Source organism: Pantoea sp. CFSAN033090, assembly GCF_001264395.1.
Lineage (GTDB): Bacteria > Pseudomonadota > Gammaproteobacteria > Enterobacterales > Enterobacteriaceae > Pantoea > Pantoea agglomerans.
Map to the genome: position 1 here is coordinate 93,430 of NZ_LGYX01000024.1, position 19,210 is coordinate 112,639.

The 19,210-nt window shown below is 58.4% G+C and carries 21 protein-coding genes; 14 read left to right on the forward strand and 7 right to left on the reverse strand.

Annotated elements, in window-relative coordinates:
- Window positions 1–190: 190 nt before the first annotated feature.
- On the reverse strand, window positions 191–646 hold the full coding sequence (locus AFL22_RS19230; protein WP_033757616.1) for a helix-turn-helix domain-containing protein: 456 nt from the start codon (window positions 644–646) through the stop codon (window positions 191–193).
- A gap of 129 nt (window positions 647–775) precedes the next feature.
- Here AFL22_RS19230 and AFL22_RS19235 point away from each other — a divergent pair, with 129 nt between their 5' ends.
- Entirely contained in the window at window positions 776–1,987 is a 1,212-nt protein-coding gene (locus AFL22_RS19235) for an MFS transporter (protein WP_052271953.1), read from the forward strand.
- Window positions 1,984–2,868: an EamA family transporter gene (locus tag AFL22_RS19240; RefSeq protein WP_022625667.1), complete on the forward strand. Its 885-nt coding sequence runs from the start codon at window positions 1,984–1,986 to the stop codon at window positions 2,866–2,868. The genes AFL22_RS19235 and AFL22_RS19240 overlap by 4 nt, the downstream gene beginning before the upstream one ends.
- 13 nt (window positions 2,869–2,881) lie before the next feature.
- Here AFL22_RS19240 and AFL22_RS19245 read toward each other — a convergent pair whose 3' ends face one another.
- The 4 genes from AFL22_RS19245 to AFL22_RS19265 form a co-directional block, all read right to left on the reverse strand.
- Entirely contained in the window at window positions 2,882–3,514 is a 633-nt protein-coding gene (locus tag AFL22_RS19245; protein WP_052271954.1) for a DapH/DapD/GlmU-related protein, read from the reverse strand.
- Between the two features lie 626 nt (window positions 3,515–4,140).
- On the reverse strand, window positions 4,141–5,442 hold the full coding sequence (locus AFL22_RS19255; RefSeq protein WP_052271955.1) for a sorbosone dehydrogenase family protein: 1,302 nt from the start codon (window positions 5,440–5,442) through the stop codon (window positions 4,141–4,143).
- A gap of 12 nt (window positions 5,443–5,454) precedes the next feature.
- On the reverse strand, window positions 5,455–5,862 hold the full coding sequence (locus tag AFL22_RS19260) for a hypothetical protein (RefSeq protein WP_010244987.1): 408 nt from the start codon (window positions 5,860–5,862) through the stop codon (window positions 5,455–5,457).
- 165 nt (window positions 5,863–6,027) lie between these two features.
- Window positions 6,028–7,143: an ABC transporter substrate-binding protein gene (locus tag AFL22_RS19265; RefSeq protein WP_052271956.1), complete on the reverse strand. Its 1,116-nt coding sequence runs from the start codon at window positions 7,141–7,143 to the stop codon at window positions 6,028–6,030.
- Between the two features lie 346 nt (window positions 7,144–7,489).
- On the opposite strand from AFL22_RS19265, the gene AFL22_RS19270 reads away from it, so the two are divergent.
- From AFL22_RS19270 to AFL22_RS19295, 6 genes are all read left to right on the forward strand, one after another.
- Window positions 7,490–8,644 (forward strand): mandelate racemase family protein, encoded by a 1,155-nt coding sequence (locus AFL22_RS19270; protein WP_010244993.1) that lies wholly within the window; start codon window positions 7,490–7,492, stop codon window positions 8,642–8,644.
- A gap of 123 nt (window positions 8,645–8,767) precedes the next feature.
- Window positions 8,768–10,399, forward strand: coding sequence for an ABC transporter substrate-binding protein (locus tag AFL22_RS19275; protein ID WP_033787890.1), 1,632 nt, complete (start codon window positions 8,768–8,770; stop codon window positions 10,397–10,399).
- Window positions 10,396–11,427, forward strand: a complete 1,032-nt coding sequence (locus tag AFL22_RS19280; protein ID WP_010245000.1) for an ABC transporter permease — start codon at window positions 10,396–10,398, stop codon at window positions 11,425–11,427. Before AFL22_RS19275 ends, AFL22_RS19280 begins: the two co-directional genes overlap by 4 nt.
- Complete coding sequence (locus AFL22_RS19285) at window positions 11,424–12,329, forward strand: ABC transporter permease (protein ID WP_010670128.1); 906 nt, start codon at window positions 11,424–11,426, stop codon at window positions 12,327–12,329. Before AFL22_RS19280 ends, AFL22_RS19285 begins: the two co-directional genes overlap by 4 nt.
- Window positions 12,301–13,167, forward strand: a complete 867-nt coding sequence (locus AFL22_RS19290; RefSeq protein ID WP_052271964.1) for an ABC transporter ATP-binding protein — start codon at window positions 12,301–12,303, stop codon at window positions 13,165–13,167. The genes AFL22_RS19285 and AFL22_RS19290 overlap by 29 nt, the downstream gene beginning before the upstream one ends.
- A gap of 9 nt (window positions 13,168–13,176) precedes the next feature.
- The gene (locus AFL22_RS19295) at window positions 13,177–13,941 is read left to right on the forward strand and encodes an ABC transporter ATP-binding protein (protein WP_010245009.1); all 765 of its coding nucleotides are present in this window, start codon (window positions 13,177–13,179) and stop codon (window positions 13,939–13,941) included.
- 70 nt (window positions 13,942–14,011) lie between these two features.
- Here the strand turns inward: AFL22_RS19295 and AFL22_RS19300 are convergent, their stop codons facing one another.
- On the reverse strand, window positions 14,012–14,650 hold the full coding sequence (locus tag AFL22_RS19300) for an RpiB/LacA/LacB family sugar-phosphate isomerase (protein WP_003853539.1): 639 nt from the start codon (window positions 14,648–14,650) through the stop codon (window positions 14,012–14,014).
- A gap of 139 nt (window positions 14,651–14,789) precedes the next feature.
- Between AFL22_RS19300 and AFL22_RS19305 the strand changes: the two genes are divergently transcribed.
- The 3 genes from AFL22_RS19305 to AFL22_RS19315 all read left to right on the forward strand — a co-directional run bounded on the left by AFL22_RS19305 (window position 14,790) and on the right by AFL22_RS19315 (window position 16,441).
- Window positions 14,790–15,119 carry a cupin domain-containing protein gene (locus tag AFL22_RS19305; RefSeq protein ID WP_033757603.1) on the forward strand — a complete coding sequence of 110 codons (330 nt, stop codon included), beginning with the start codon at window positions 14,790–14,792 and terminating at the stop codon, window positions 15,117–15,119.
- A 265-nt stretch (window positions 15,120–15,384) separates the two neighbouring features.
- Window positions 15,385–15,624: a hypothetical protein gene (locus AFL22_RS19310; RefSeq protein ID WP_010245020.1), complete on the forward strand. Its 240-nt coding sequence runs from the start codon at window positions 15,385–15,387 to the stop codon at window positions 15,622–15,624.
- A 322-nt stretch (window positions 15,625–15,946) separates the two neighbouring features.
- Window positions 15,947–16,441, forward strand: a complete 495-nt coding sequence (locus AFL22_RS19315) for an ATP-binding protein (RefSeq protein WP_033757601.1) — start codon at window positions 15,947–15,949, stop codon at window positions 16,439–16,441.
- A gap of 19 nt (window positions 16,442–16,460) precedes the next feature.
- On the opposite strand, the gene AFL22_RS19320 is transcribed toward AFL22_RS19315, so the two are convergent.
- On the reverse strand, window positions 16,461–17,354 hold the full coding sequence (locus AFL22_RS19320) for a dihydrodipicolinate synthase family protein (protein WP_052271957.1): 894 nt from the start codon (window positions 17,352–17,354) through the stop codon (window positions 16,461–16,463).
- Window positions 17,355–17,479: 125 nt separating this feature from the next.
- On the opposite strand from AFL22_RS19320, the gene AFL22_RS19325 reads away from it, so the two are divergent.
- The 3 genes from AFL22_RS19325 to AFL22_RS19335 are packed head-to-tail and all read left to right on the forward strand — an operon-like array spanning window position 17,480 to window position 18,894.
- Window positions 17,480–17,794, forward strand: a complete 315-nt coding sequence (locus AFL22_RS19325) for an antibiotic biosynthesis monooxygenase (RefSeq protein WP_010245030.1) — start codon at window positions 17,480–17,482, stop codon at window positions 17,792–17,794.
- Window position 17,795: 1 nt separating this feature from the next.
- Entirely contained in the window at window positions 17,796–18,179 is a 384-nt protein-coding gene (locus AFL22_RS19330) for an amino acid-binding protein (RefSeq protein WP_010245033.1), read from the forward strand.
- Window positions 18,180–18,183: 4 nt separating this feature from the next.
- A complete protein-coding gene (locus AFL22_RS19335; protein WP_033757596.1) occupies window positions 18,184–18,894 on the forward strand; it encodes a winged helix-turn-helix domain-containing protein in 711 nt (236 codons plus the stop codon).
- The last annotated feature ends 316 nt before the right edge of the window (window positions 18,895–19,210 follow it).

Consider the following 19,210-nt stretch of genomic DNA (forward strand, 5'->3'; position numbering starts at 1 on the left):
TGATGGGGCAGGAAAGGATGAGGGAGCGCGGGGACCTGTTTCCGGGGGATAACGCCCTTATGGCGGGGCGTAAAACGGGAGTAAGGCATTTTGTTCGATCACCGCTACAGGCGACAGCGATGATCGGGTAACGCGTACGATGTCAGGCCTGTCAGTTTCAGAGTGTGCAGAGGAGGAAATACCCTGACGGTTACCCTTTAGCCACTACCCGCTGACGATGACAGTCGGCCGGTTCCAGTTTTTGCCCCTGTGAAGAGATAACCTCCAGGCGTGGCAGCGGCTTTCCTTCCGCATTATCCAGCAGCACGGAGTGGGTTTCGCCCTTCTCAAACAGGTAACGCTCGCCCCACTGGCGCATCGCGACCACAACCGGAAACAGCGAACGGCCTCTTTCGGTCAGGACATATTCGCTGTAGGCGCTGCCGTCGGAGGCAGGCGCAATCTCAAACACCCCTATCTCCACCAGCTGCTTCAGGCGTGACGCCAGGATATTTTTCGCCAGCCCCAAATTCCGCTGGAAGTCACTGAATCTGCGGACGTCATCAAAGGCTTCACGCACGATCATCATGCACCAGCGCTCACCTATCGACTCCAGGGTTCTGGCGACCGGACATTCGCTGGTTCTCAGGGATTCCTGCTTAGCCATGCTCTTCTCTCACGCTGCCTGTCTCATGATGGCAGTTTAGCCACTCCGAAAAGAAGTTGCAAAAAAAAACCAGCCCGGTTAAAGATATCGCCAATCCAGTTTCAAATAAAAACCAGAAAGGAAAGCAACATGACCTGTACGATTGGCAAGGCGCGTGATCCTGAAGCCGATTCGCCCCCAGCCGCGATCCCGGTGCTCTCGTCCCGGATGATCTTTTTTTTCTCACTCACCTCTGCGCTGGCGGTCGCCAATGTTTACTCGGCACAGCCTCTGCTGGAGTCGATCGCCGCCAGCCTGCAGGTTTCCCCTGGTACCATTGGCACAGTGATAACGGCCACGCAGAGCGGCTACGCCCTCGGGCTGGTCTTTCTGGTGCCGCTGGGCGACTGCGTGAACCGCAAAAAACTGGTAATTACCCAGTTGCTGCTGTCCGTGCTGGCGTTAATCACTGCTGCGGTTGCGCCAGACCTGATGACGCTGCTCTGTGCAATGCTGCTGGTGGGATTAATGGCGGTGGTCACGCAGCTGATGGTGGCGTGGGCCGCCATGCTGGCATCGCCAGAACAGCGCGGACAGGTGGTGGGCAGCGTGACCAGCGGCATCGTGATCGGCATCCTGCTGGCGCGGTTTGTTTCCGGGATGATTGCTGACCTGGCGGGCTGGCGGGCGGTCTATCTGACGGCTGCCTGCCTGTTACTCCTGATCTCGCTCATCCTGGCGAAAGTGCTGCCCGCCACAGCAGGTCAGACGCGGCGCACATCTTATCCTCACCTCTTATTGTCTGTTTTCCGTCTCTTCCTCACGGAACCGCAGCTGCGCAGACGCGGGATCCTGGCGCTGCTGATTTTTGCGGCCTTCAGTATGCTCTGGTCTTCGATGGTACTGCCACTTACCGGCCTGTCACTGTCACACACCCAGATCGGGATGTTCGGCCTGGCCGGACTTGCCGGTGCGCTGGCGGCCTCCAGAGCAGGTGCATGGGCTGACCTGGGCCTGGGGCAGCGTGCCACTGGCTTAGCCCTGGCGTTGCTGACCTTCTCCTGGCTGCCGATAGCCGCGCTTCACACCTCGTTACTGTTGCTGATTTTCGGGGTGATCCTGCTCGATTTCGCCGTCCAGACGGTACATGTGATTAATCAGAGCCTGATCGTGGGCGCCCGACCCGAGGCGGCAAGTCGTCTGGTGGGGGCCTATATGTGCTTTTACTCGCTGGGCAGTGCGCTGGGGGCCATCGCCGCCACTCAGCTTTATACGCACTGGGGATGGCAGGCTGTCTGCTATGCCGGTGCAGCGGTCAGTGCCTCTGCCTTTCTCTGCTGGTCCGGAGTACGTCACTCATGAAATTAACGCATCTGCTGCTCGCCGTCATGATCACCGCCATCTGGGGGGTTAACTTTTCCGTTATCAAACTCGGCCTGCAGGCGGTCGACCCGTTTATCCTGGCAGGTATCCGCTTTACGCTCTGCGCCCTGCCAGCGTTGTTCTTTATTAAGAAACCGGACGTGCCGTGGCGCTACCTGATCAGCTATGGCCTGGTCTTCGGGATTGGCCTGTGGGGTCTGGTGAATCTGGGGATTAAAACCGGACTGTCGGCGGGCATCGCCTCGCTGCTGCTGCAGTTCAGCGCCTTCTTCACGCTGCTGCTCGGTGGCTGGGTATTTAAAGAGCGTCTCAGCCGCTATCAGATCGCCGGTTGTGCGCTGGCCTGCGCCGGTCTGCTAAGCATTTTTTTCATTACCGATGGTTCGGTGACGTTTTCCGGCATGCTGCTGGTGCTGGCAGGCGCGGTCGCATGGAGTATTGCCAATATCATCAATAAAAAAGCGGGCACCCGGCAGGTTTTTGCTTTTCTGGTCTGGTCGAGCGCCTTTGCACCCATTCCACTCTTCCTGCTGGACGGGCTGGTCAATGGCAGCGCGGGCTATCACGCACTCTTCACTCAGCTGGATGTGAAGGCGGTGTTGTCGATACTGTTTCAGGTCTATCCCAATACCCTGCTGGGCTACTGGGTGTGGAACTGGCTACTGAAACACTATCCGGTTTCTACGGTCGCGCCACTGTCGCTGCTGGTACCGGTGTTCGGCATCCTGGGTTCAGTGGCGATATTTGGCGAAACGGTTTCACCTCAGAAAATCGCCGCGCTGCTGCTGATCGTCGCCGGACTGGCTGTCGGGCTCTATGGCCAGCGGGTTGTGCGCTATTTCGGCGTACAAACCGGCTGACGGCGCCGTGGGGTTATGCACCGTGCCGCTGGCAGAACGCTTCGATGTCACCGTGCTGAAAATCGGGCAGATTCGCCAGCAGTTTCTCCAGCGGCCAGTTCCACCAGGCAATGCGCTGGAGACGGGCGGCGATAGCCGGTGTAAAGCGCACCCGCAGTGGCCTGGCCGGAACACCGCCCACGACGCTGTAGGGCGCGACGTTTTTCGTCACGACTGCACCCGCGGCCAGCACCGCACCATCACCAATGGTGACGCCTGGCAGCACAATTACGCCGTGACCTATCCACACATCGTGACCGATTATCACCCGATCGGCGCGTCGGGCGGAAAAGAAGTCCTGATCGCGTCGGGCGTCGGGGTGGTAATACTCCGGGCAGTAGGTAAAGCGATGCTGGGAGGCGCGGTCCATAGGATGATTCGGCGCGCCAATGCGCACCTGATTAGCAATGGCGCAGAAGCGGCCCACCTGGGTATCGGCCAGGCAGCAGTGTTCGCCGACATAGGAGAAGTCACCCAGCTCGCTATACTCCAGCGTGCTGTGCGCCAGGATCTCACACTGCTGACCCACAGTGGTTTCGCGCATCTTCACACTCTCATCAATCCAGGTGTGCGCTAATCGGGCGGGCATAACGGCGGCAATGGACATAAAACTCCCGGTCTGAATAAGCAGCGCCCCGGCGGCGTGCTTTGCCGCACCACCTTACCCGCCTCCGATGACAGAGAATTGACAAAGAAAAAAGGCGGAGTGGTTAGCTCCGCCTTGTTTCAAGTTCCGGTTAACCTGCGTGACCGGTCAGTTGCATAAGGGCAACGATGATCTGCAAGATGACCCGGATAAGATCCAGAATCAGCTTAGTCAGTTCCATCACTTTCCTTCTCCTTTTACAGGAGCGCGCTGTTCGGCAACCAGGGCTTTGACTCTACCCGCCGGGCGCCTAAGCACATCTTTGTGGAGAGAGCTGAGCGGCACTCATGGTTAAAGCCACAGGCCAGCACCACCTGATGCCTGCCGGGATTTTAAAACCGTGCCCCTGGGAGCGGCCAGTCGACAATGAGGCGATGCTCAACACTCAACACCTGTATAAACATACAGCATTTTGGCGAAACTTGAAATCCTTAGCCGCACATTTTACAATCTTGTTTGTGGAGAGTGCTGAGCACCTCGTTCGCAGCGCGGTTACCAGCCGGGTAGCGAACAAAAAATAAAGGATTTGGCGAAATGCCAAATCCTTTTTTTATGCCTGCTTTCTGCTTAAAAAAGCAGCGCAATGCTTACTTCGCGGCGCTGATTCGCCACACGGTATTACCCGCATCGTCAGCAATCAGGACACCGCCCTGTTTGTCGCTGGCCAGACCGACCGGTAATCCACGCACCTGCTTTTCGTCGTCCGTCAGGAAGCCCGAGACCACCGTCTGCGGCTGACCCACCGGCTTGCCGTTTTCAAATTTCACCCACACCACTTTGTAGCCATTCAGCGGCGTACGGTTCCAGCTGCCATGTTCACTGATAAACGCACCGCCCTGGTATTGCGGCATGTTATCTGCGCCGTAGAACAGCAGCCCCAGCGGAGCGACATGCGAACTCAGGGCATAATCAGGCTTAATCGCCTTCTCAACCAGATCGGGACGCTGCGGTTCAGCACGGGTATCCACATGCTGACCAAAGTAGCTGTAGGGCCAGCCATAGAAGCCTTTGTCCTGCACTGAGGTCATGTAGTCTGGCACCAGATCGGAGCCAATTTCATCACGCTCGTTGACGATGGCCCACAGTTTTCCGCTCTGCGGTTCCCACTGTAAGCCGGTCGGATTGCGCAATCCGCTGGCGTAGATCCGGCTGGCACCGCTGGCCGCGTCCACTTCCAGCACCGCGGCGCGGCGATACTCTGCGCCAATGCCGTTCTCGGTGACGTTACTGTTGGAGCCGACACCCACATAGAGCTTGCTGCCATCGGGGCTGGCCAACAGCGCTTTGGTCCAGTGGTGGTTAATCGGCCCGCCCGGCAGTTCCGTCACCTCTTCAGGCGCGGTGCGGATCTCCGTCTCCCCTTCGCGATAGGGGAACTTCACCAGGCTGTCAGCATTCGCGACGTAAAGGGTATTGCCAATCAGCTGCATACCAAACGGCGAGTGCAGATTCTCAATAAAGCGGTGCTGCTCCCATTTGCCATTGACGTTGCGCAGCAGCGTAATCCGGTTGCCGCCAGCGCCGCCCTTACCTGACGCTTTCTGCACAATGCCCATAATCAGCTGTTTAGGCCAGGTGGTGGGTTTGGCCGGGCCGTTGGATTCCGCCACCAGCACATCGTTATTCGGCAGCACATAAACCTGACGCGGATGCTGCAGATTGTCAGCGATCTTTTCGATTTTCAGCCCGTCAGCCACTTTTGGCATTTCGCCTGCTTTCCACGGCGTGCCTTCCGGTACCTGCATCGGCGGCATAAAGAAGTTCTGTGCCTGCGGCAGTTCGGGATTCGGTCCGATCTGCTTTTGGGGATCGACAAGCGCACCATCATCACAGCCTGCCAGCAGTGCTGTCAGGGTAAGCGCGAGCAACGTTTTATGCGGTATCTTCATGGTGGCTCCTCCTTAAGCGCTACGCTGACGTAACGCAAGTTGCACATTCGCCAGCAGCAGCAGCGCTACCACCAGCGTCGAAAGCGTCACGCCCAGCGGGATGACAGCGGCGGCATCACGGCTGTGAATAAACGCATTGACGATAGCGATCACAATCGCCACCAGCCAGAGCCAGAAATGACTCTTTTCCGCACTGTCACTGCCGCGGAACAGATAAACCAGCGCGATGAGTCGCGGCACAATCGCCAGTATCAGTCCCAGCGCAATCAGCCAGCCTGCGGCATCCGTCCAGAACAGCACAAAGGTCTGGCTATAGAGAATATCGAACAGCCAGGCCGCGACAAAAAAGCCCAGCGGCACCGGCTCCAGCAGAGCGTACAGCGTCACGGCAAAGGCCGATCTTCCCAGGGTATTGCGCATGTTTCTCTCCATTTTTAACGTGAATGCGGACCGCGTCAGACGTCGCGCTGCTCAGAGCAACTGACTCCGCGCCTGTAAAAGATTAGTAAATCTGAAGAGAAACAGAGGGTTTATTCAGGAGGAATTGCAAATCAGGCGGATGACGTCCCTGTCATCGCCGGTCAGTCAGGGTTTATCAGCGGGTAAAGTGACCCAGTATCCTGGCTGATAAGGCAGTGGCAGGAACTTCTCGTGGAACGTGCGGAAGGTGGCGTCCGGATCCAGATCGGCAAACAGATCGGGATGCAGCCATTTCGCCAGCGCCTGGATAGCCACAAACTGGTAAGGGCTGTCGTAGAACTGATGCCAGATGGCGTGGACATTGCCGTTGTGCGCCACCGGCAGGGTTTTAAAAGCATCGCGCATCATCAGCCCCTTAAGACGCGCGGTAGCCTCGGTGACATTGGCACCCGGACCGACGCCGACCCATTTGCCCACGGTATTGTAATTCTTCCAGTTAGCGCCGGTCACTACCACCACATCCGGCTGGCTGGCGATAATCTGTTCCGGGTTAACGGTGCCGAAGGTGCCAGGGATCAGATCTTTAGCGATGTTACGACCGCCCGCGATCTCGACCATCTGACCAAAGTTTTCATTGCCAAACGACATGCAGCACTCGTCGCTGTAGCCGCCTGCACGGTCAATCATCACTTTCGGGCGGTAGCCGGTAAAGTTCTTCAGACGCGAGGTGACAAGGTCAATCTGCTGCTGGCGGAAGGTGATAATTTCCTGGGCACGCGCCGGTTTGTTCACCAGTTCGCCCATGATGCGGATACTTTTCTCAGCATTCACCATCGGCGCTTCGCGGAAATCGATAAACACCACCGGCACGCCTACTGCCTGCAGTTTTTCAATCAGTTTGCCTTCATCGGTGGCGGCTTTAGATTCCAGATTCATCAGCACCAGATCGGGCTTCAGGGTTAACGCCTGCTCGACGTTGAAAGTGCCATCTTTCGCCCCGCCAAAGGTCGGTAATTTTTTAATTTCCGGATAGCGTTTTTCGTAAGCCTGATAACCGTCCCAGTCCGCTTTCGGGAAATCGTCACGCCAGCCAATCACCCGTTTGAACGGGGCATCGGGTTCAAATGCCGCCAGCAGATACATCTGACGGCCCTCACCCAGAATAATGCGTTTTGCCTCCTGCGGCACTTCGACCTGACGGCCTGCGACATCGGTAATCATTTTGGCCGAAGCCGTCCCTGCCAGCGTGAGCAGCCCCAGCGCTAAAAACCATTTTTTCATTGTAAAAACCCGCACAAATGATAATGAGAATTATTAATGTAAAGCGGCGTTACTATCACCTAAAACAGTGGTCAGGGGAAGTCATCCGGTTAAATGTTTTTTGCGGCGGGGTTAACTGGCGGAGTTTCGCGCAAAGCGATCCCTTGAGAGGAAAAAGCGCAGCGTGTCGCTGCTCACAAAACGGTCAGCTTTCGTGAATATGTTCACAACACCCTGGGCAGTTGCACACATATTAGCCATTAATCGTATCGTTTTGGCTAATGCGTTAATGAATTGTGAAGGCTAGATTGAAAATGAAACAGCGTTTTAATAATTCATCAGGACAGACTGCCACAGGAGCTTAACCGTGAAGATCAGCGCCATTGATGTCACCCTTTTTACCTATCCCACCCAACGCTGCGCCGACAGCGCCGGACACTCCCACCCTGGCCCGGAAAATGATGCGCAGATGGCGCTACTGACCCTGACCAGCGAGGAAGGCGACTGTGGTTACGCCTTTGCGCCGCCGGAAGTGGTGCGATCCCATGTGGTTAATGCCTTTTTCCGCAAAGTGCTGATCGGTCAGAACGCCTTTGACCGGGAGCGTCTTTGGCAGGATCTGGTGCACTGGCAGCGCGGCAGCGCCCATCAGCTCACCGAGCGGGCGCTCTCCGCTGTGGAGCAGGCATTATGGGATCTGATTGGACGGAAGCTGAAACAGCCTGTCCACAAACTGCTGGGCGGCTATCGCGAGAAGATCCCGGCTTACGGCAGCACCATGTGTGGTGACGAGCTGAGCGGTGGATTATCAACGCCGGATGAGTATGCGCAGTTCGCGGAAAAGCTGGTGGCGCGCGGGTATCAGGCGATCAAGCTGCACACCTGGATGCCGCCGGTCTCCTTCGCACCCAGCCCGGCGATGGATATCAAAGCCTGCGCGGCGGTGCGTGAAGCGGTGGGCCCCGATATCGCGCTGATGCTGGATGGCTACCACTGGTACAGCCGCAGTGACGCGCTGACCATCGGCAAGGCGCTGGAAAAGCTTAATTTCGCCTGGTTCGAGGAGCCGATGGAGGAAGAGAGCATGGCCTCTTACGCCTGGCTGGCCGAAAACCTCTCTATCGACGTGCTTGGTCCGGAGAGCCTGGGCGGTAAACATCACAGCCGCGCCGACTGGGTGCGTGCCGGAGCCTGCGACATTCTGCGAGCCGGTGCCAACGGCGTAGGCGGCATCTCGCCCACCCTGAAAGTGGCGAATCTGGCTGAAGCCTTTGGCATGGATTGCGAAGTGCACGGCAACGGTGCGGCCAGCCTGGCGGTGGTCGGGGCGATCCGTAACTGCCGCTGGTATGAGCGCGGCCTGCTGCATCCCTTCCTGGATTATGAAACACCGCCCGCCTACCTCAACAGCCTGATCGACCCGATGGACGATCAGGGATTTGTCACCCTGCCCACCCGCAGCGGGCTGGGTGAGGATATTAACTTCAGCTGGATTGAGACGCACACGCTGAACCGCTGGTAAATCGCACTACCGAAGTACGGCAAACAATAATAACCCCGTCGCCCGCCTGCTGCCTGCCATCCCGGTGGCCAGCAGCAGGCAGAGTCGTAAACGGGAAAACCTCTGACCTGCTGGACTTTACCTATGACCCTGACACAACGATGTGGCGCGTGGTTGATCACGCTGCTGGTACTGACGGGCAGCGCGTCAATCCAGGCAAAGACCCCGGATGACCAGCTGATCGTCGGCATGAATATGAATAACCTGCTCACCCTGGATCCGGCCGCTATGACCGGCAACGAAGTGGTCGGCATTGTCGTAAATCTCTATGACGGACTGGTCGAGCTGAATCCGCAGCAACTCACCGAGGTGCGCCCGGCGCTGGCGGAACGCTGGTCAGTCAGCCCGGATAACCGCACCCTGACTTTTCACCTGCGCGACAACGTCAGGTTTCACTCCGGCAATCCGCTGACCAGCGCCGATGCGGTCTGGTCGATGCGGCGGGTGCTGCATCTGAACCTGGCGCAGGCGTCGGTGTGGAAATCGTACGGCTTCAGCCGCGACAACGTTGACCAGATGATTACCGCACCCGACGACCGCACGCTGGTGATCACCCTGCCCAGACCTAACGATCCGCAACTGGTGATCTACTCGCTGGCGGCGCTGGGCAGCATGGTGGTGCTGGACAGCAAAACCGTGCAGCAGCATGAGGTGGATGGCGACTGGGGCAACCGCTGGCTCACCACCCATGAAGCGGGCTCCGGCCCGTTCCGGCTGGATGTATGGCAGGCAAAAGATGTGCTGCGCATGAGTCGTGCGACCGATTACTGGCGCGGCGAGGCGAAGATGTCGCGGGTGGTGTTCCGCCATCTGCAGGAGTCGCAGACCCTGCGGCTGATGATGGAGAAAGGCGATCTGGATATCGCCAGCAACATGGCGATCCCCGACGTGCGCGCCCTGCGGCACGACCCCGACCTCACCATTGATGCGGTAAGAAAAGGAACGATCTACTACCTGGCGATGAGCATGAAAGATCCGCACTTCGACAATATCAAAGTGCGGGAGGCGGTACGCTACCTGGTCGATTATCAGGGCATCAATAAAAGTCTGATGACCGGTTATGGCGAGCTGCATCAGCGCCCGATTCAGGCTGGCATGCCCGCCACGCTGCCCGATCCCGGTTACCGGCTCGATGTGCCGCGCGCCCGCGCACTGCTGGCTGAAGCGGGTTATCCGGACGGCTTCGACACCACGCTGCGGGTGCTGGCCGATCAGCCCTTTCTGAACATCGCCATCGCCGTGCAGTCGACGCTGCTCCAGGGCGGGATCCGCGCAAAAATCATCACCGGCACCGGTAACCAGATCTATGGCGCGATGCGCGACCGCCAGTTCAGTCTGCTGGTCGGACGCGGCGGCAGCGGCGTGGAGCCGCATCCCCACTCCAGCCTGCGTGCGCTGGTCTATAACCCGAATAATGCTGACAGCGCCCGGCTGACCAACTTCCAGGGCTGGCGCACCGGTTTTTACGACGCACAGCTCAACAGCATGATCGATCAGGCGCTGGTGGAGCGCGACAAAACCCGCCAGCAGCAGGCCTATTACGCCATCCAGCAGCGCTATGACCAGCTGGTGCCTGCATTGATGCCGATTTCACAAATGCTCGACTCCGTGGTGGTCAGCAACCGGGTGCAGGCTTATCAGCCACATCCCTCAGCGACCACCTTCCTCCGCGATGTCTGGAAAACCCCTGAAGCCAAAGCGGGAGGCACCCTATGATCCTTACCCTGACCCGAACTCAGTGCCGCCGCATCAGCCATCGCGCGGTGCAGGTAGTGATTACCCTGTTCGGCCTGCTGCTGCTGACCTTTTTTATTGGCCGGGTAATGCCGCTGGATCCGGTGCTGGCGATTGTCGGCCCCGACGCCGATCAGGCCACCTATCAGCAGGTTTATCACCAGCTCGGCTTTGATAAACCGCTGTGGGTGCAGTTTGGCATCTACCTTAACGCGCTGCTGCATGGCGATCTCGGCCATGCGCTGCTCACCGGTCAGCCGGTGGTGCATGACATTGTGCGCGTCTTTCCGGCAACCGTAGAGCTGGCCACGCTGGCGATTGTGATTGGCGCAGGACTGGGCGTGCCGCTGGGTGTGCTGGCGGCGGCGCGTCGCAACAGCGTCATCGACTATGTGGTGCGGATGCTCAGCCTGGCCGGTTACTCCACCCCAATCTTCTGGGTCGGCATGATTGGCCTGCTGCTGTTCTATGCCCATCTCGGCTGGGTCGGCGGCGCAGGTCGGGTGGACTTCAGCCTGGATGGCATCGTGCCACGTCGCACCGGCTTTATGCTGATTGACGCCCTGCTGGCGGGCAACAGCCAGGTGTTCTGGAATGCGCTGAATCATCTGGTGCTGCCCGCCTCGCTGCTCGGCTTTCACTCCATGGCCTATATCAGCCGCATGACGCGCAGCTTTATGCTCGCGCAGCTGTCGCAGGAGTTCATTCTGACCGCGCGGGTCAAAGGCCTGACTGAATGGCAGGTGATCTGGCAGCACGCCTTCCGCAATATCCTGGTGCAGCTGCTGACCGTGGTGGCGCTGGCCTATGGCTCGCTGCTGGAGGGCGCGGTGCTGATTGAAACCGTCTTCTCCTGGCCCGGCTTTGGCTCCTACCTCACCGGCAGCCTGATGCTGGGCGATATGAATGCGGTGATGGGCTGTGTGCTGGTGGTGGGCCTGATTTTTGTGTTGCTTAACCTGATCTCCGACCTGCTCTATCAGGTGTTCGATCCGAGGACCAAAGTATGACGATCTCTTTTGACGCTGCGTCTGTGAGTCATTCCCGTGAGCGGCTGGTGCGCTGTCAGCGTTTTGCTGCCCGCTGCGGCTATTTCCTCTGGCGCATGGCCTGTAATCCCCTGACCGCGATTGGTGGTGGCATAGTGCTGGTGCTCTGCATCGTGGCGCTGTTCGCGCCCTGGATCGCGCCGTATCACCCGCTGGTTCAGGATCTGAATAATGCGCTGACGCCCCCCGGCGCGGCCCACTGGTTCGGCACCGACGAGTTTGGCCGGGATATCTTCAGTCGTCTGGTGTGGGGCGCACGCATCACGCTCTACATCGTGCTGCTGGTATCGGTCACCGTCGGGCCGCTGGGCCTGCTGCTGGGCGTCACCGCCGGTTATTTTGGCGGCAAAGTCGACGGCGTGCTGATGCGCGTCACCGATATCTTTATCTCCTTCCCGAGCCTGGTACTGGCGCTGGCCTTTGTTGCCGCGCTGGGGCCGGGTCTGGAGCATGTGGTGATCGCGATTACGCTCACTGCCTGGCCACCCATAGCCCGTCTGGCCCGCGCTGAAACGCTGTCGCTGCGTCAGGCGGACTTTATCTCGGCGGTGCGCTTACAGGGCGCGTCGCCGCTGCGGGTGCTCTGGAAGCACATTATTCCCCTCTGCCTGCCGTCGGTGATTATCCGCATCACCATGAACATGGCGGGCATTATCCTCACCGCCGCCGGGCTGGGGTTTCTCGGGCTGGGCGCGCAGCCGCCGGATCCGGAATGGGGCGCGATGATCGCCAGTGGCCGCACCTACATGCTGGAGTGCTGGTGGGTGGTGACCGTTCCCGGTCTGGCGATCCTGATTAATAGCCTGGCATTTAACTTCTTAGGAGATGGCCTACGTGACCTGCTCGATCCCCGCAGTGAGTAACGCCTCGCCGTTGCTCGACGTGCGCGATTTGCACGTGAACTTTGTTAACGGACGCCAGATTACGCCGGCGGTGCGTGGCGTCTCCTTTCAGCTCGGTCAGGAGAAGCTGGCGATTGTCGGTGAGTCCGGCTCCGGTAAATCGACCGTGGGTCGCGCCCTGCTGCAGCTGCATCCAGCTAAGGCGCGCATTGAGGCGAGCCGGATGCAGTTTGGCGATATCGACCTGCTGCACGCCAGCCCGGCAGAGATGCGCGCCATTCGTGGCAAACGTATCTCGATGATTATGCAGGACCCGAAATATTCGCTGAATCCAGTGATCCGGGTGGGCGAACAGATTGCCGAAGCCTGGCGCAGTCACCATCGCGGCCAGAAATCGGCGGCACGTCAGCGGGCGCTGGCGATGCTGGAGGAGGTGCAGATCCGCGATCCTGAACGGGTATATCAGCTCTATCCCCATGAGATTTCCGGCGGCCAGGGGCAGCGCGTGATGATCGCCATGATGCTGATCACCGAGCCGGAACTGGTGATTGCCGATGAGCCCACCTCTGCGCTGGATGTCTCGGTTCGCCTGCAGGTGCTGGCGCTGCTGGATGATCTGGTGCAAGCGCGCGGTCTGGGACTGATTTTTATCAGTCACGATATCAATCTGGTACGCAGCTTCTGCGATCGGGTGCTGGTGATGTATGCCGGGCGCGTGGTGGAGTCGCTGGCCGCCAGCGAACTTGACCGCGCGCAACATCCCTACACCCAGGGACTGCTGGCAGCACTGCCCGACCTTGATCGGCGGCGCACGCGTCTGCCGGTGTTACAACGTCACGCCAGCTGGCTAACTGACTAAGGAGTTACGATGATTGAGGTGAAAAATCTCAACCTGAGTTTTGGTGAAGAGGGTCGCCGTAATCAGGTGCTGTTCGACGTCAGCCTGCAGGTTAAACAGGGTGAAATCTTCGGGCTGGTCGGTGAGTCAGGCTCGGGTAAAACCACGGTGCTGAAGTGTCTGGCGGGCCTGTTTAATCACTGGCAGGGAGAGCTGACCATTGATGGCCAGCCACTGGCGCACCGCATCGATCGGGCGCGCTGCCGTCAGGTACAGATGGTGTTTCAGGACCCTTATGGCTCGCTGCATCCGCGTCACACGCTGGGCGATATCCTTGAAGAGCCATTACAGATTCAGGGTATCGGGCAGCGCCAGCAGCGCGTCGTGGCAATGCTGGATAAGGTCGGGCTGAATCGCGCCTGGCAGACGCGTTATCCGCACCAGCTTTCCGGTGGTCAGCGTCAGCGCGTGGCGATTGCCCGGGCGCTGATTTTAGAGCCGCGCGTGCTGCTGCTGGATGAGCCGACCTCCGCGCTGGATGTTTCGGTGCAGGCGGAGATCCTCAATCTGCTCAGCGATCTGCAGCAGCAGGAGAACCTGACCTATCTGATGGTGACGCACGATCTCGGCGTGGTGGCGCACCTCTGCCATCGCGTAGCGGTTATGCAACAGGGCAAGGTGCTGGAGACGCTGGATGTGCCGACGCTGGTGGCCGACCGGGCCGCGATGCCCTACACCCGGATGCTGGTAGAGGCGAGTCGTCATTACAATCCGGCGCTGGCGCAGCAGAGCTGACGTTCAGCTGATGTCGGGAAAGAGAGAATAAAAAAAGGCCGGTCAGACCGGCCTTATGACCCCGGATGCGTTAGTGGGTCAGCTGACGCACAAAAGCGACGATTTCCTGATTTTTGCCATGCTCAAACAGACACTGCTGGAAGCGTGGGCCACTAACGGCAGTACGCACCAGTTCAGGGTCGATGGCGCGCAGCGTGTCGAGGTAGTTCTCTTTGATCACGGCAGCTTTGACCTGATTCAGCAGACCGGCATTACGCACCTGCGGCTCTTTACGCTCTGGCGGATAGCCATTGCCCTTCTCGCCGGTGAAGGCTTTTTCAAAGATAAAGCGCAGATTAAGTTCAGCGCCCCAGCCAAAGCCTTTGGCGAACGGCAGAGATAAGGCATTACCGTTGTTGATCTGGGCAAACAGGTAGGCATCCGCCGGATCGATACAGTAGCCGCAGACGACGCCCGGATGGATGTTAAGCGACATCAGCGCGCCCTGCCCGGTGCCGCAGCCCGCGACCACGAAATCCACGGCCTGGCTGTTGAGCAACACGCTGGCCTGAATGCCGAGGTGAATATAGGTCAGGTGGTGATCCTGCTCATCGCTCATACCGACGTTGAAGACCTGATGGCCCAGTGGCTGTGCGACGCCTTCCAGTTCTTTCAGCACGGTAACGTTTTTAGCGGCCTGGCTGTTTTCCATCATTAACGCGATTTTCATGATCTACCCTTATAAATTAATTGAAACACCGTTTCATTTTAGTGAAAAACCACTAAAGTGCATGAACTAATTCACCCGAGTGCTGTGAGATCCATCACAAAACGGTCACCGCAGCAGGGGCAACCGCAGGAGGATTGCGATGTTTATCTACCATAAAGAGCGACCACTGGAAGATCTGGGCAATGGCGTGACCCGCCGCGTGCTGGCGTACGGCGGCACCATGATGGCGGTAGAAGTGATTTTTGAGAAAGAGGCTGTCGGCCCGCTGCATCACCATCCCCACGAGCAGCTGACCTATGTGCTGAGCGGACGTTTTGCCTTCACCATCAATGGTGAAACGCGTGAGGTGGGCGCAGGAGATACGCTCTACAAAGCGCCCAATGTGGTTCATGGCTGTGTCTGTCTTGAGGCGGGCACATTACTGGATACGTTTACACCGCAGCGCGAAGATTTCCTGTCCGCTAAATAAAGCAGGTGGCCCGGTGGGCCGCCTGCTGACCTGACGCAGGACTGACCTGGTTTTTCCCGCCTCCGCATCCGGCTTCAGGCCCGCAAAATTTTCTGAAATTCCTGCTCCCGCTAACTTAATGATTAGCTGACATTTACGCCGCAACCGCGCTGCGCTTAGCTTCGTCCTGAAAATCAATCGGGCAGATTTCTGTACAAATTCCGGATCGTTGTATAAGTTTAATAGCAATCGCCGAACATTTTTTAACCCGAAACAGGACAATATTATGCCAATGCAAAACACCCTCACGTTGCCGGTGAATCACAGTGGCCCGGTCAAAAATGAGTTTAGTTCATCCTTTGCGGTGTCTGAACAGGACAAACTCAACTTTCTGATCGAAGAGTTACTGGAAGCGGGCAAGGAAAAAAGCTGTATGGAACTGCTGCGCCACCTGGCATCCGCAGACAGTGCAGAAGAAGAGGCATGCTGCCGCGAACTGCTGACGTTGCTGATGGCACAAAAATGAAGTCAGTTGCCAGCTGTTCAGCGCCGATTCACCCCTTTCTGAAAGCGTATCTGATATTGCACTCAACGCCTGACCGCACTTCCCCGTTCAGGCGTGTCAACATGCCCAGCGAAAGCCGCGGTTTTTTCTGAATGCAGTAACGCCCGCAGCAGCAGAGACTGTTACGCGCGGTAAATCCGGGTTTTACTCACCAGCAACTTTATGCCTCTCATTGCTTATCTCTCCCCTGTTTTGTTAGCCTGAATCCCGCTTCGGCGAGACCTGCTTTATCTTCCCTTCGCGTAATGCGCGCGGTTCACTATCAGGCTGACACAGGAGTGATATGACCATGACTTTTGCCCCCGCCACGCTGCATCTGCTGTGTGGAAAAATTGCCTCCGGGAAATCGACGCTGGCGGCTGAGCTGAGCGCCGCCCCCGGTTGCGTGGTGATCAGCGAGGATCAGTGGCTCGCCGCGCTCTATAAGGAGGAGATGCAGTCGGTGGCCGATTACGTGCGCTATGCGGCAAAACTCAGAAAGGCGATGACGCCTCATCTGGTCGCGCTGCTTAACGCAGGGGTGTCGGTGGTGCTCGATTTTCCTGCCAACACCCGGGCGAATCGCGACTGGATGATGTCGGTGATTAAGGCATCCTCTGCCGACCATCGCCTGCATTATCTGGACGTACCGGATGCGCTGTGTAAATCGCGCCTGCACGCCCGAAATCAGGGCGGCGAACACGCCTTTGCCGCAACGGACGAGCAGTTCGCGCTGATTACCCGCTATTTCGAAGCGCCGCAGGAGGAAGAAGGCTTTAACCTGGTGCGCCACGGTTAATGCCTTCTGGCGCGGGATCTTAAGAGAGGTCGAGTGCCACGAGCACGTCAGCAATCTGCTGGCAGTGCGCCGCGGAGAGTGGCTGCAGCGGGCGCGGCAGGCAGTCGCGTTCGGTCAGTCCCAGCAGCCCCGCCGCGGCGCTGATCACCCGGAAACTGCCGCCATGCTGGCGGAACAGCGCCCATAATGGCTGCAGGCGATCGGACTGCGCCCTGACGCTCTGATGGTCGCCTGCGGCCGCCGCTTCGGTCATCGCTTTTGCAACGCGCGGAAACAGTCCGCCGCACACCGAATACCAGCCATCACAGCCCGCAATCAGCCCGTTGGCGGCAGAAGCATCGCCACTGACGCCAATCGATACGGAATCTGGCAGCGTGCCGCGCAGCTGAGCGAGGCGATCGTTAGCCGCAGATTGCTCCGCCGGTACACCAGGAATTTTCACTGACCCGACACCGGAAAGTGCGGCGATCCGGCTCAGCAGCGCATCGGAAAAGGTAAAATGGGTGGTGCCGGGATTGTCATAGATACAGACTGGCACCGAGGCGTGTCGCGTTACGGTCTCGAAAAGCGTGAACACCTCATCTTCATTCAACGCCTGATAACCCAGCGGCGGCAGCAGTAAGGCGGCCGCGCCCGCCTGTTGCGCGTCCTCCGCCAGCGCCAGCACCTCGTCAGTGCCCACCGCACCAATGCAGATCATCACCGGAATCGACTCTGCATGTTCCACCGCCAGTTCTGCGATACGCCTGCGCTGCGCGCGGGTGAGATAGGCGTAGCTGCCGGTGGACCCCAGCACGCCAAGGGAATCGACTTTTGCATCAGTCAGCCTGCGCAGCAGCCGCAAAAAAGCCGCCTCATCGGGCTTGCCTGCCGCAAAGGGAGTAAGGGGGAACGCACTGAGTCCGCTGAACATATCATCTGCTCCATTACAAGATTGCACCGGCTGGAGGTCGCCCCTGCAGCCATATTTCGTTACCGGACGAAGCATCAACCCGCCCCGCCCGCTATTTTTGCGCTATCACCCAAAGGAGGATAGCGATGATTGCCGTACTATTTGAAGCCGAAGCCCGACCCGAACACCAGATGCGTTACCTGCAACTGGCTGCCGACCTTAAACCGCTGCTGATGCAAAACAGCGGGTTTATCTCTCTTGAGCGCTTTCAAAGCCTGACCGATGAGAAAAAAATTCTCTCGCTCTCCTGGTGGCGCGATGAAGAATCGGTGCTGGCCTGGAAGCGCAACCTTTGTCACCAGGCCGCACAGCGTGAAGGCCGCGAGACCCTTTTTGCCGGTTACCGTCTTCGCATCGTCACGCTGATCAGAGAATATGCCTCACAACAGGGAGTAAATTAACATGTTCGATATTCATGTCATCCTGCAAAATAGTCCAGGCACACTTTCCCGGCTCACCACGCTGCTGGGCCGTCATGGGATTGGCCTGGAAGGCGGCGGCCTGTTCTCCTTTGGTGAACAGAGCCACGCTCATTTTCTGGTTGAGGAAGGCGAACGGGCGCGGGCCGTGCTGGAAGCAGAAGGTATCGCCGTCGAGGCAGTTAACGTCCCGCTTATTCGCAGGTTACCGCAACAGCGTCCCGGCGAGCTGGGGGCGATCACTGCACGCCTTGCCGATGCCGGAATCAACATCCTGGTGCAATACAGCGATCACGCTAACCAGCTGATCCTGATTACCGATAACAATCGATCAGCCGCCGGGCTGACCACAGAATGGGCACTGTAATCTGATGGCAACTCCACAACCGCATAACGCACCTGACGATAGCGAAGCACTTGAGAATGCGATTGTGGGCGTCGCCGCCGCAATGGCCGATCCGTCACGGGTGAAGATGCTGTCCGCGCTGATGGATGGACGCGCCTGGACCGCCACCGAACTCAGTGCCGTCACCGACGTGGCGCCCTCAACCGCCAGCGCCCATCTGAACCGGTTGATCACCAGCGGCTTGATCGTCTGCGTGGCGCAGGGGCGTCACCGTTATTACCGACTGACCGGCAGTGACATCGCTACGCTGATTGAGAACATGATGGGCGTGTCCTGGCGACGGATTGCCGCGCCGGCGAGCACCACCCCAACATCGCTTCGCTCCGCCCGCACCTGTTACGACCATCTGGCCGGTGAGATTGCGGTGCAGATCTATGCCGCAATGGCGCAACAGGGCTGGATCACGCCGGAAGGCAGCGCTGTCACCCTGTTGGGTCTGCAGCAGTTTGCGGCGTTGCAGATTGATCTGTCACAGCCCGGACGCCGCAGAGCCTGCTGTGGCTGTCTCGACTGGAGTGAGCGCCGGTTCCATCTCGGCGGCTACGCGGGTGCAGCGCTGCTGAGTGCCTTTGAAACGCAAGGCTGGCTAACCCGGCAGCCTGGCTACCGTGAAGTGGTGTTTACCGTAGCGGGCGTCCGACATTTACATCAGATTTTTGGCATAACCTTTCCCTGACGCCTTGCTGCCTGCGTTCTGAACCCTCTTTGCCGCCAGACTCTGCGCTGATGGCCTCAGACAAGCCAGATTCCCCCTATTCGCCTGCAACACGCTTATGAAATCTGTCACATTTCCGCAAACTCATCTCAAACCCACTAACAGGCACAAAAAAACCACCCCGCCACTTAACCCATTGAATCAAAATAATTTTAAGTGATAACGCCTGGCAATCATGCGGCTGGCACATTAATCGATGCCCTTTTTGCACTTATTTAGCGCCGGGCGCTGATCCACTCTTCAGTGACAGGCGCGGCAAAAAGCGTCAAACCTTACT

What these genes read in the sequence shown, in the direction of transcription:
- AFL22_RS19275 (WP_033787890.1), top strand. Translation starts at nt 8,768, where the DNA reads ATGACCCTGACACAACGATGTGGCGCGTGGTTGATCACGCTGCTGGTA.
- AFL22_RS19295 (WP_010245009.1), top strand. Translation starts at nt 13,177, where the DNA reads ATGATTGAGGTGAAAAATCTCAACCTGAGTTTTGGTGAAGAGGGTCGC.
- AFL22_RS19235 (WP_052271953.1), top strand. Translation starts at nt 776, where the DNA reads ATGACCTGTACGATTGGCAAGGCGCGTGATCCTGAAGCCGATTCGCCC.
- AFL22_RS19280 (WP_010245000.1), top strand. Translation starts at nt 10,396, where the DNA reads ATGATCCTTACCCTGACCCGAACTCAGTGCCGCCGCATCAGCCATCGC.
- AFL22_RS19315 (WP_033757601.1), top strand. Translation starts at nt 15,947, where the DNA reads ATGACCATGACTTTTGCCCCCGCCACGCTGCATCTGCTGTGTGGAAAA.
- AFL22_RS19305 (WP_033757603.1), top strand. Translation starts at nt 14,790, where the DNA reads ATGTTTATCTACCATAAAGAGCGACCACTGGAAGATCTGGGCAATGGC.
- AFL22_RS19260 (WP_010244987.1), bottom strand. Translation starts at nt 5,862, where the DNA reads ATGCGCAATACCCTGGGAAGATCGGCCTTTGCCGTGACGCTGTACGCT.
- AFL22_RS19285 (WP_010670128.1), top strand. Translation starts at nt 11,424, where the DNA reads ATGACGATCTCTTTTGACGCTGCGTCTGTGAGTCATTCCCGTGAGCGG.
- AFL22_RS19320 (WP_052271957.1), bottom strand. Translation starts at nt 17,354, where the DNA reads ATGTTCAGCGGACTCAGTGCGTTCCCCCTTACTCCCTTTGCGGCAGGC.
- AFL22_RS19335 (WP_033757596.1), top strand. Translation starts at nt 18,184, where the DNA reads ATGGCAACTCCACAACCGCATAACGCACCTGACGATAGCGAAGCACTT.
- AFL22_RS19330 (WP_010245033.1), top strand. Translation starts at nt 17,796, where the DNA reads ATGTTCGATATTCATGTCATCCTGCAAAATAGTCCAGGCACACTTTCC.
- AFL22_RS19325 (WP_010245030.1), top strand. Translation starts at nt 17,480, where the DNA reads ATGATTGCCGTACTATTTGAAGCCGAAGCCCGACCCGAACACCAGATG.
- AFL22_RS19255 (WP_052271955.1), bottom strand. Translation starts at nt 5,442, where the DNA reads ATGAAGATACCGCATAAAACGTTGCTCGCGCTTACCCTGACAGCACTG.
- AFL22_RS19245 (WP_052271954.1), bottom strand. Translation starts at nt 3,514, where the DNA reads ATGTCCATTGCCGCCGTTATGCCCGCCCGATTAGCGCACACCTGGATT.
- AFL22_RS19310 (WP_010245020.1), top strand. Translation starts at nt 15,385, where the DNA reads ATGCCAATGCAAAACACCCTCACGTTGCCGGTGAATCACAGTGGCCCG.
- AFL22_RS19230 (WP_033757616.1), bottom strand. Translation starts at nt 646, where the DNA reads ATGGCTAAGCAGGAATCCCTGAGAACCAGCGAATGTCCGGTCGCCAGA.
- AFL22_RS19240 (WP_022625667.1), top strand. Translation starts at nt 1,984, where the DNA reads ATGAAATTAACGCATCTGCTGCTCGCCGTCATGATCACCGCCATCTGG.
- AFL22_RS19300 (WP_003853539.1), bottom strand. Translation starts at nt 14,650, where the DNA reads ATGAAAATCGCGTTAATGATGGAAAACAGCCAGGCCGCTAAAAACGTT.
- AFL22_RS19265 (WP_052271956.1), bottom strand. Translation starts at nt 7,143, where the DNA reads ATGAAAAAATGGTTTTTAGCGCTGGGGCTGCTCACGCTGGCAGGGACG.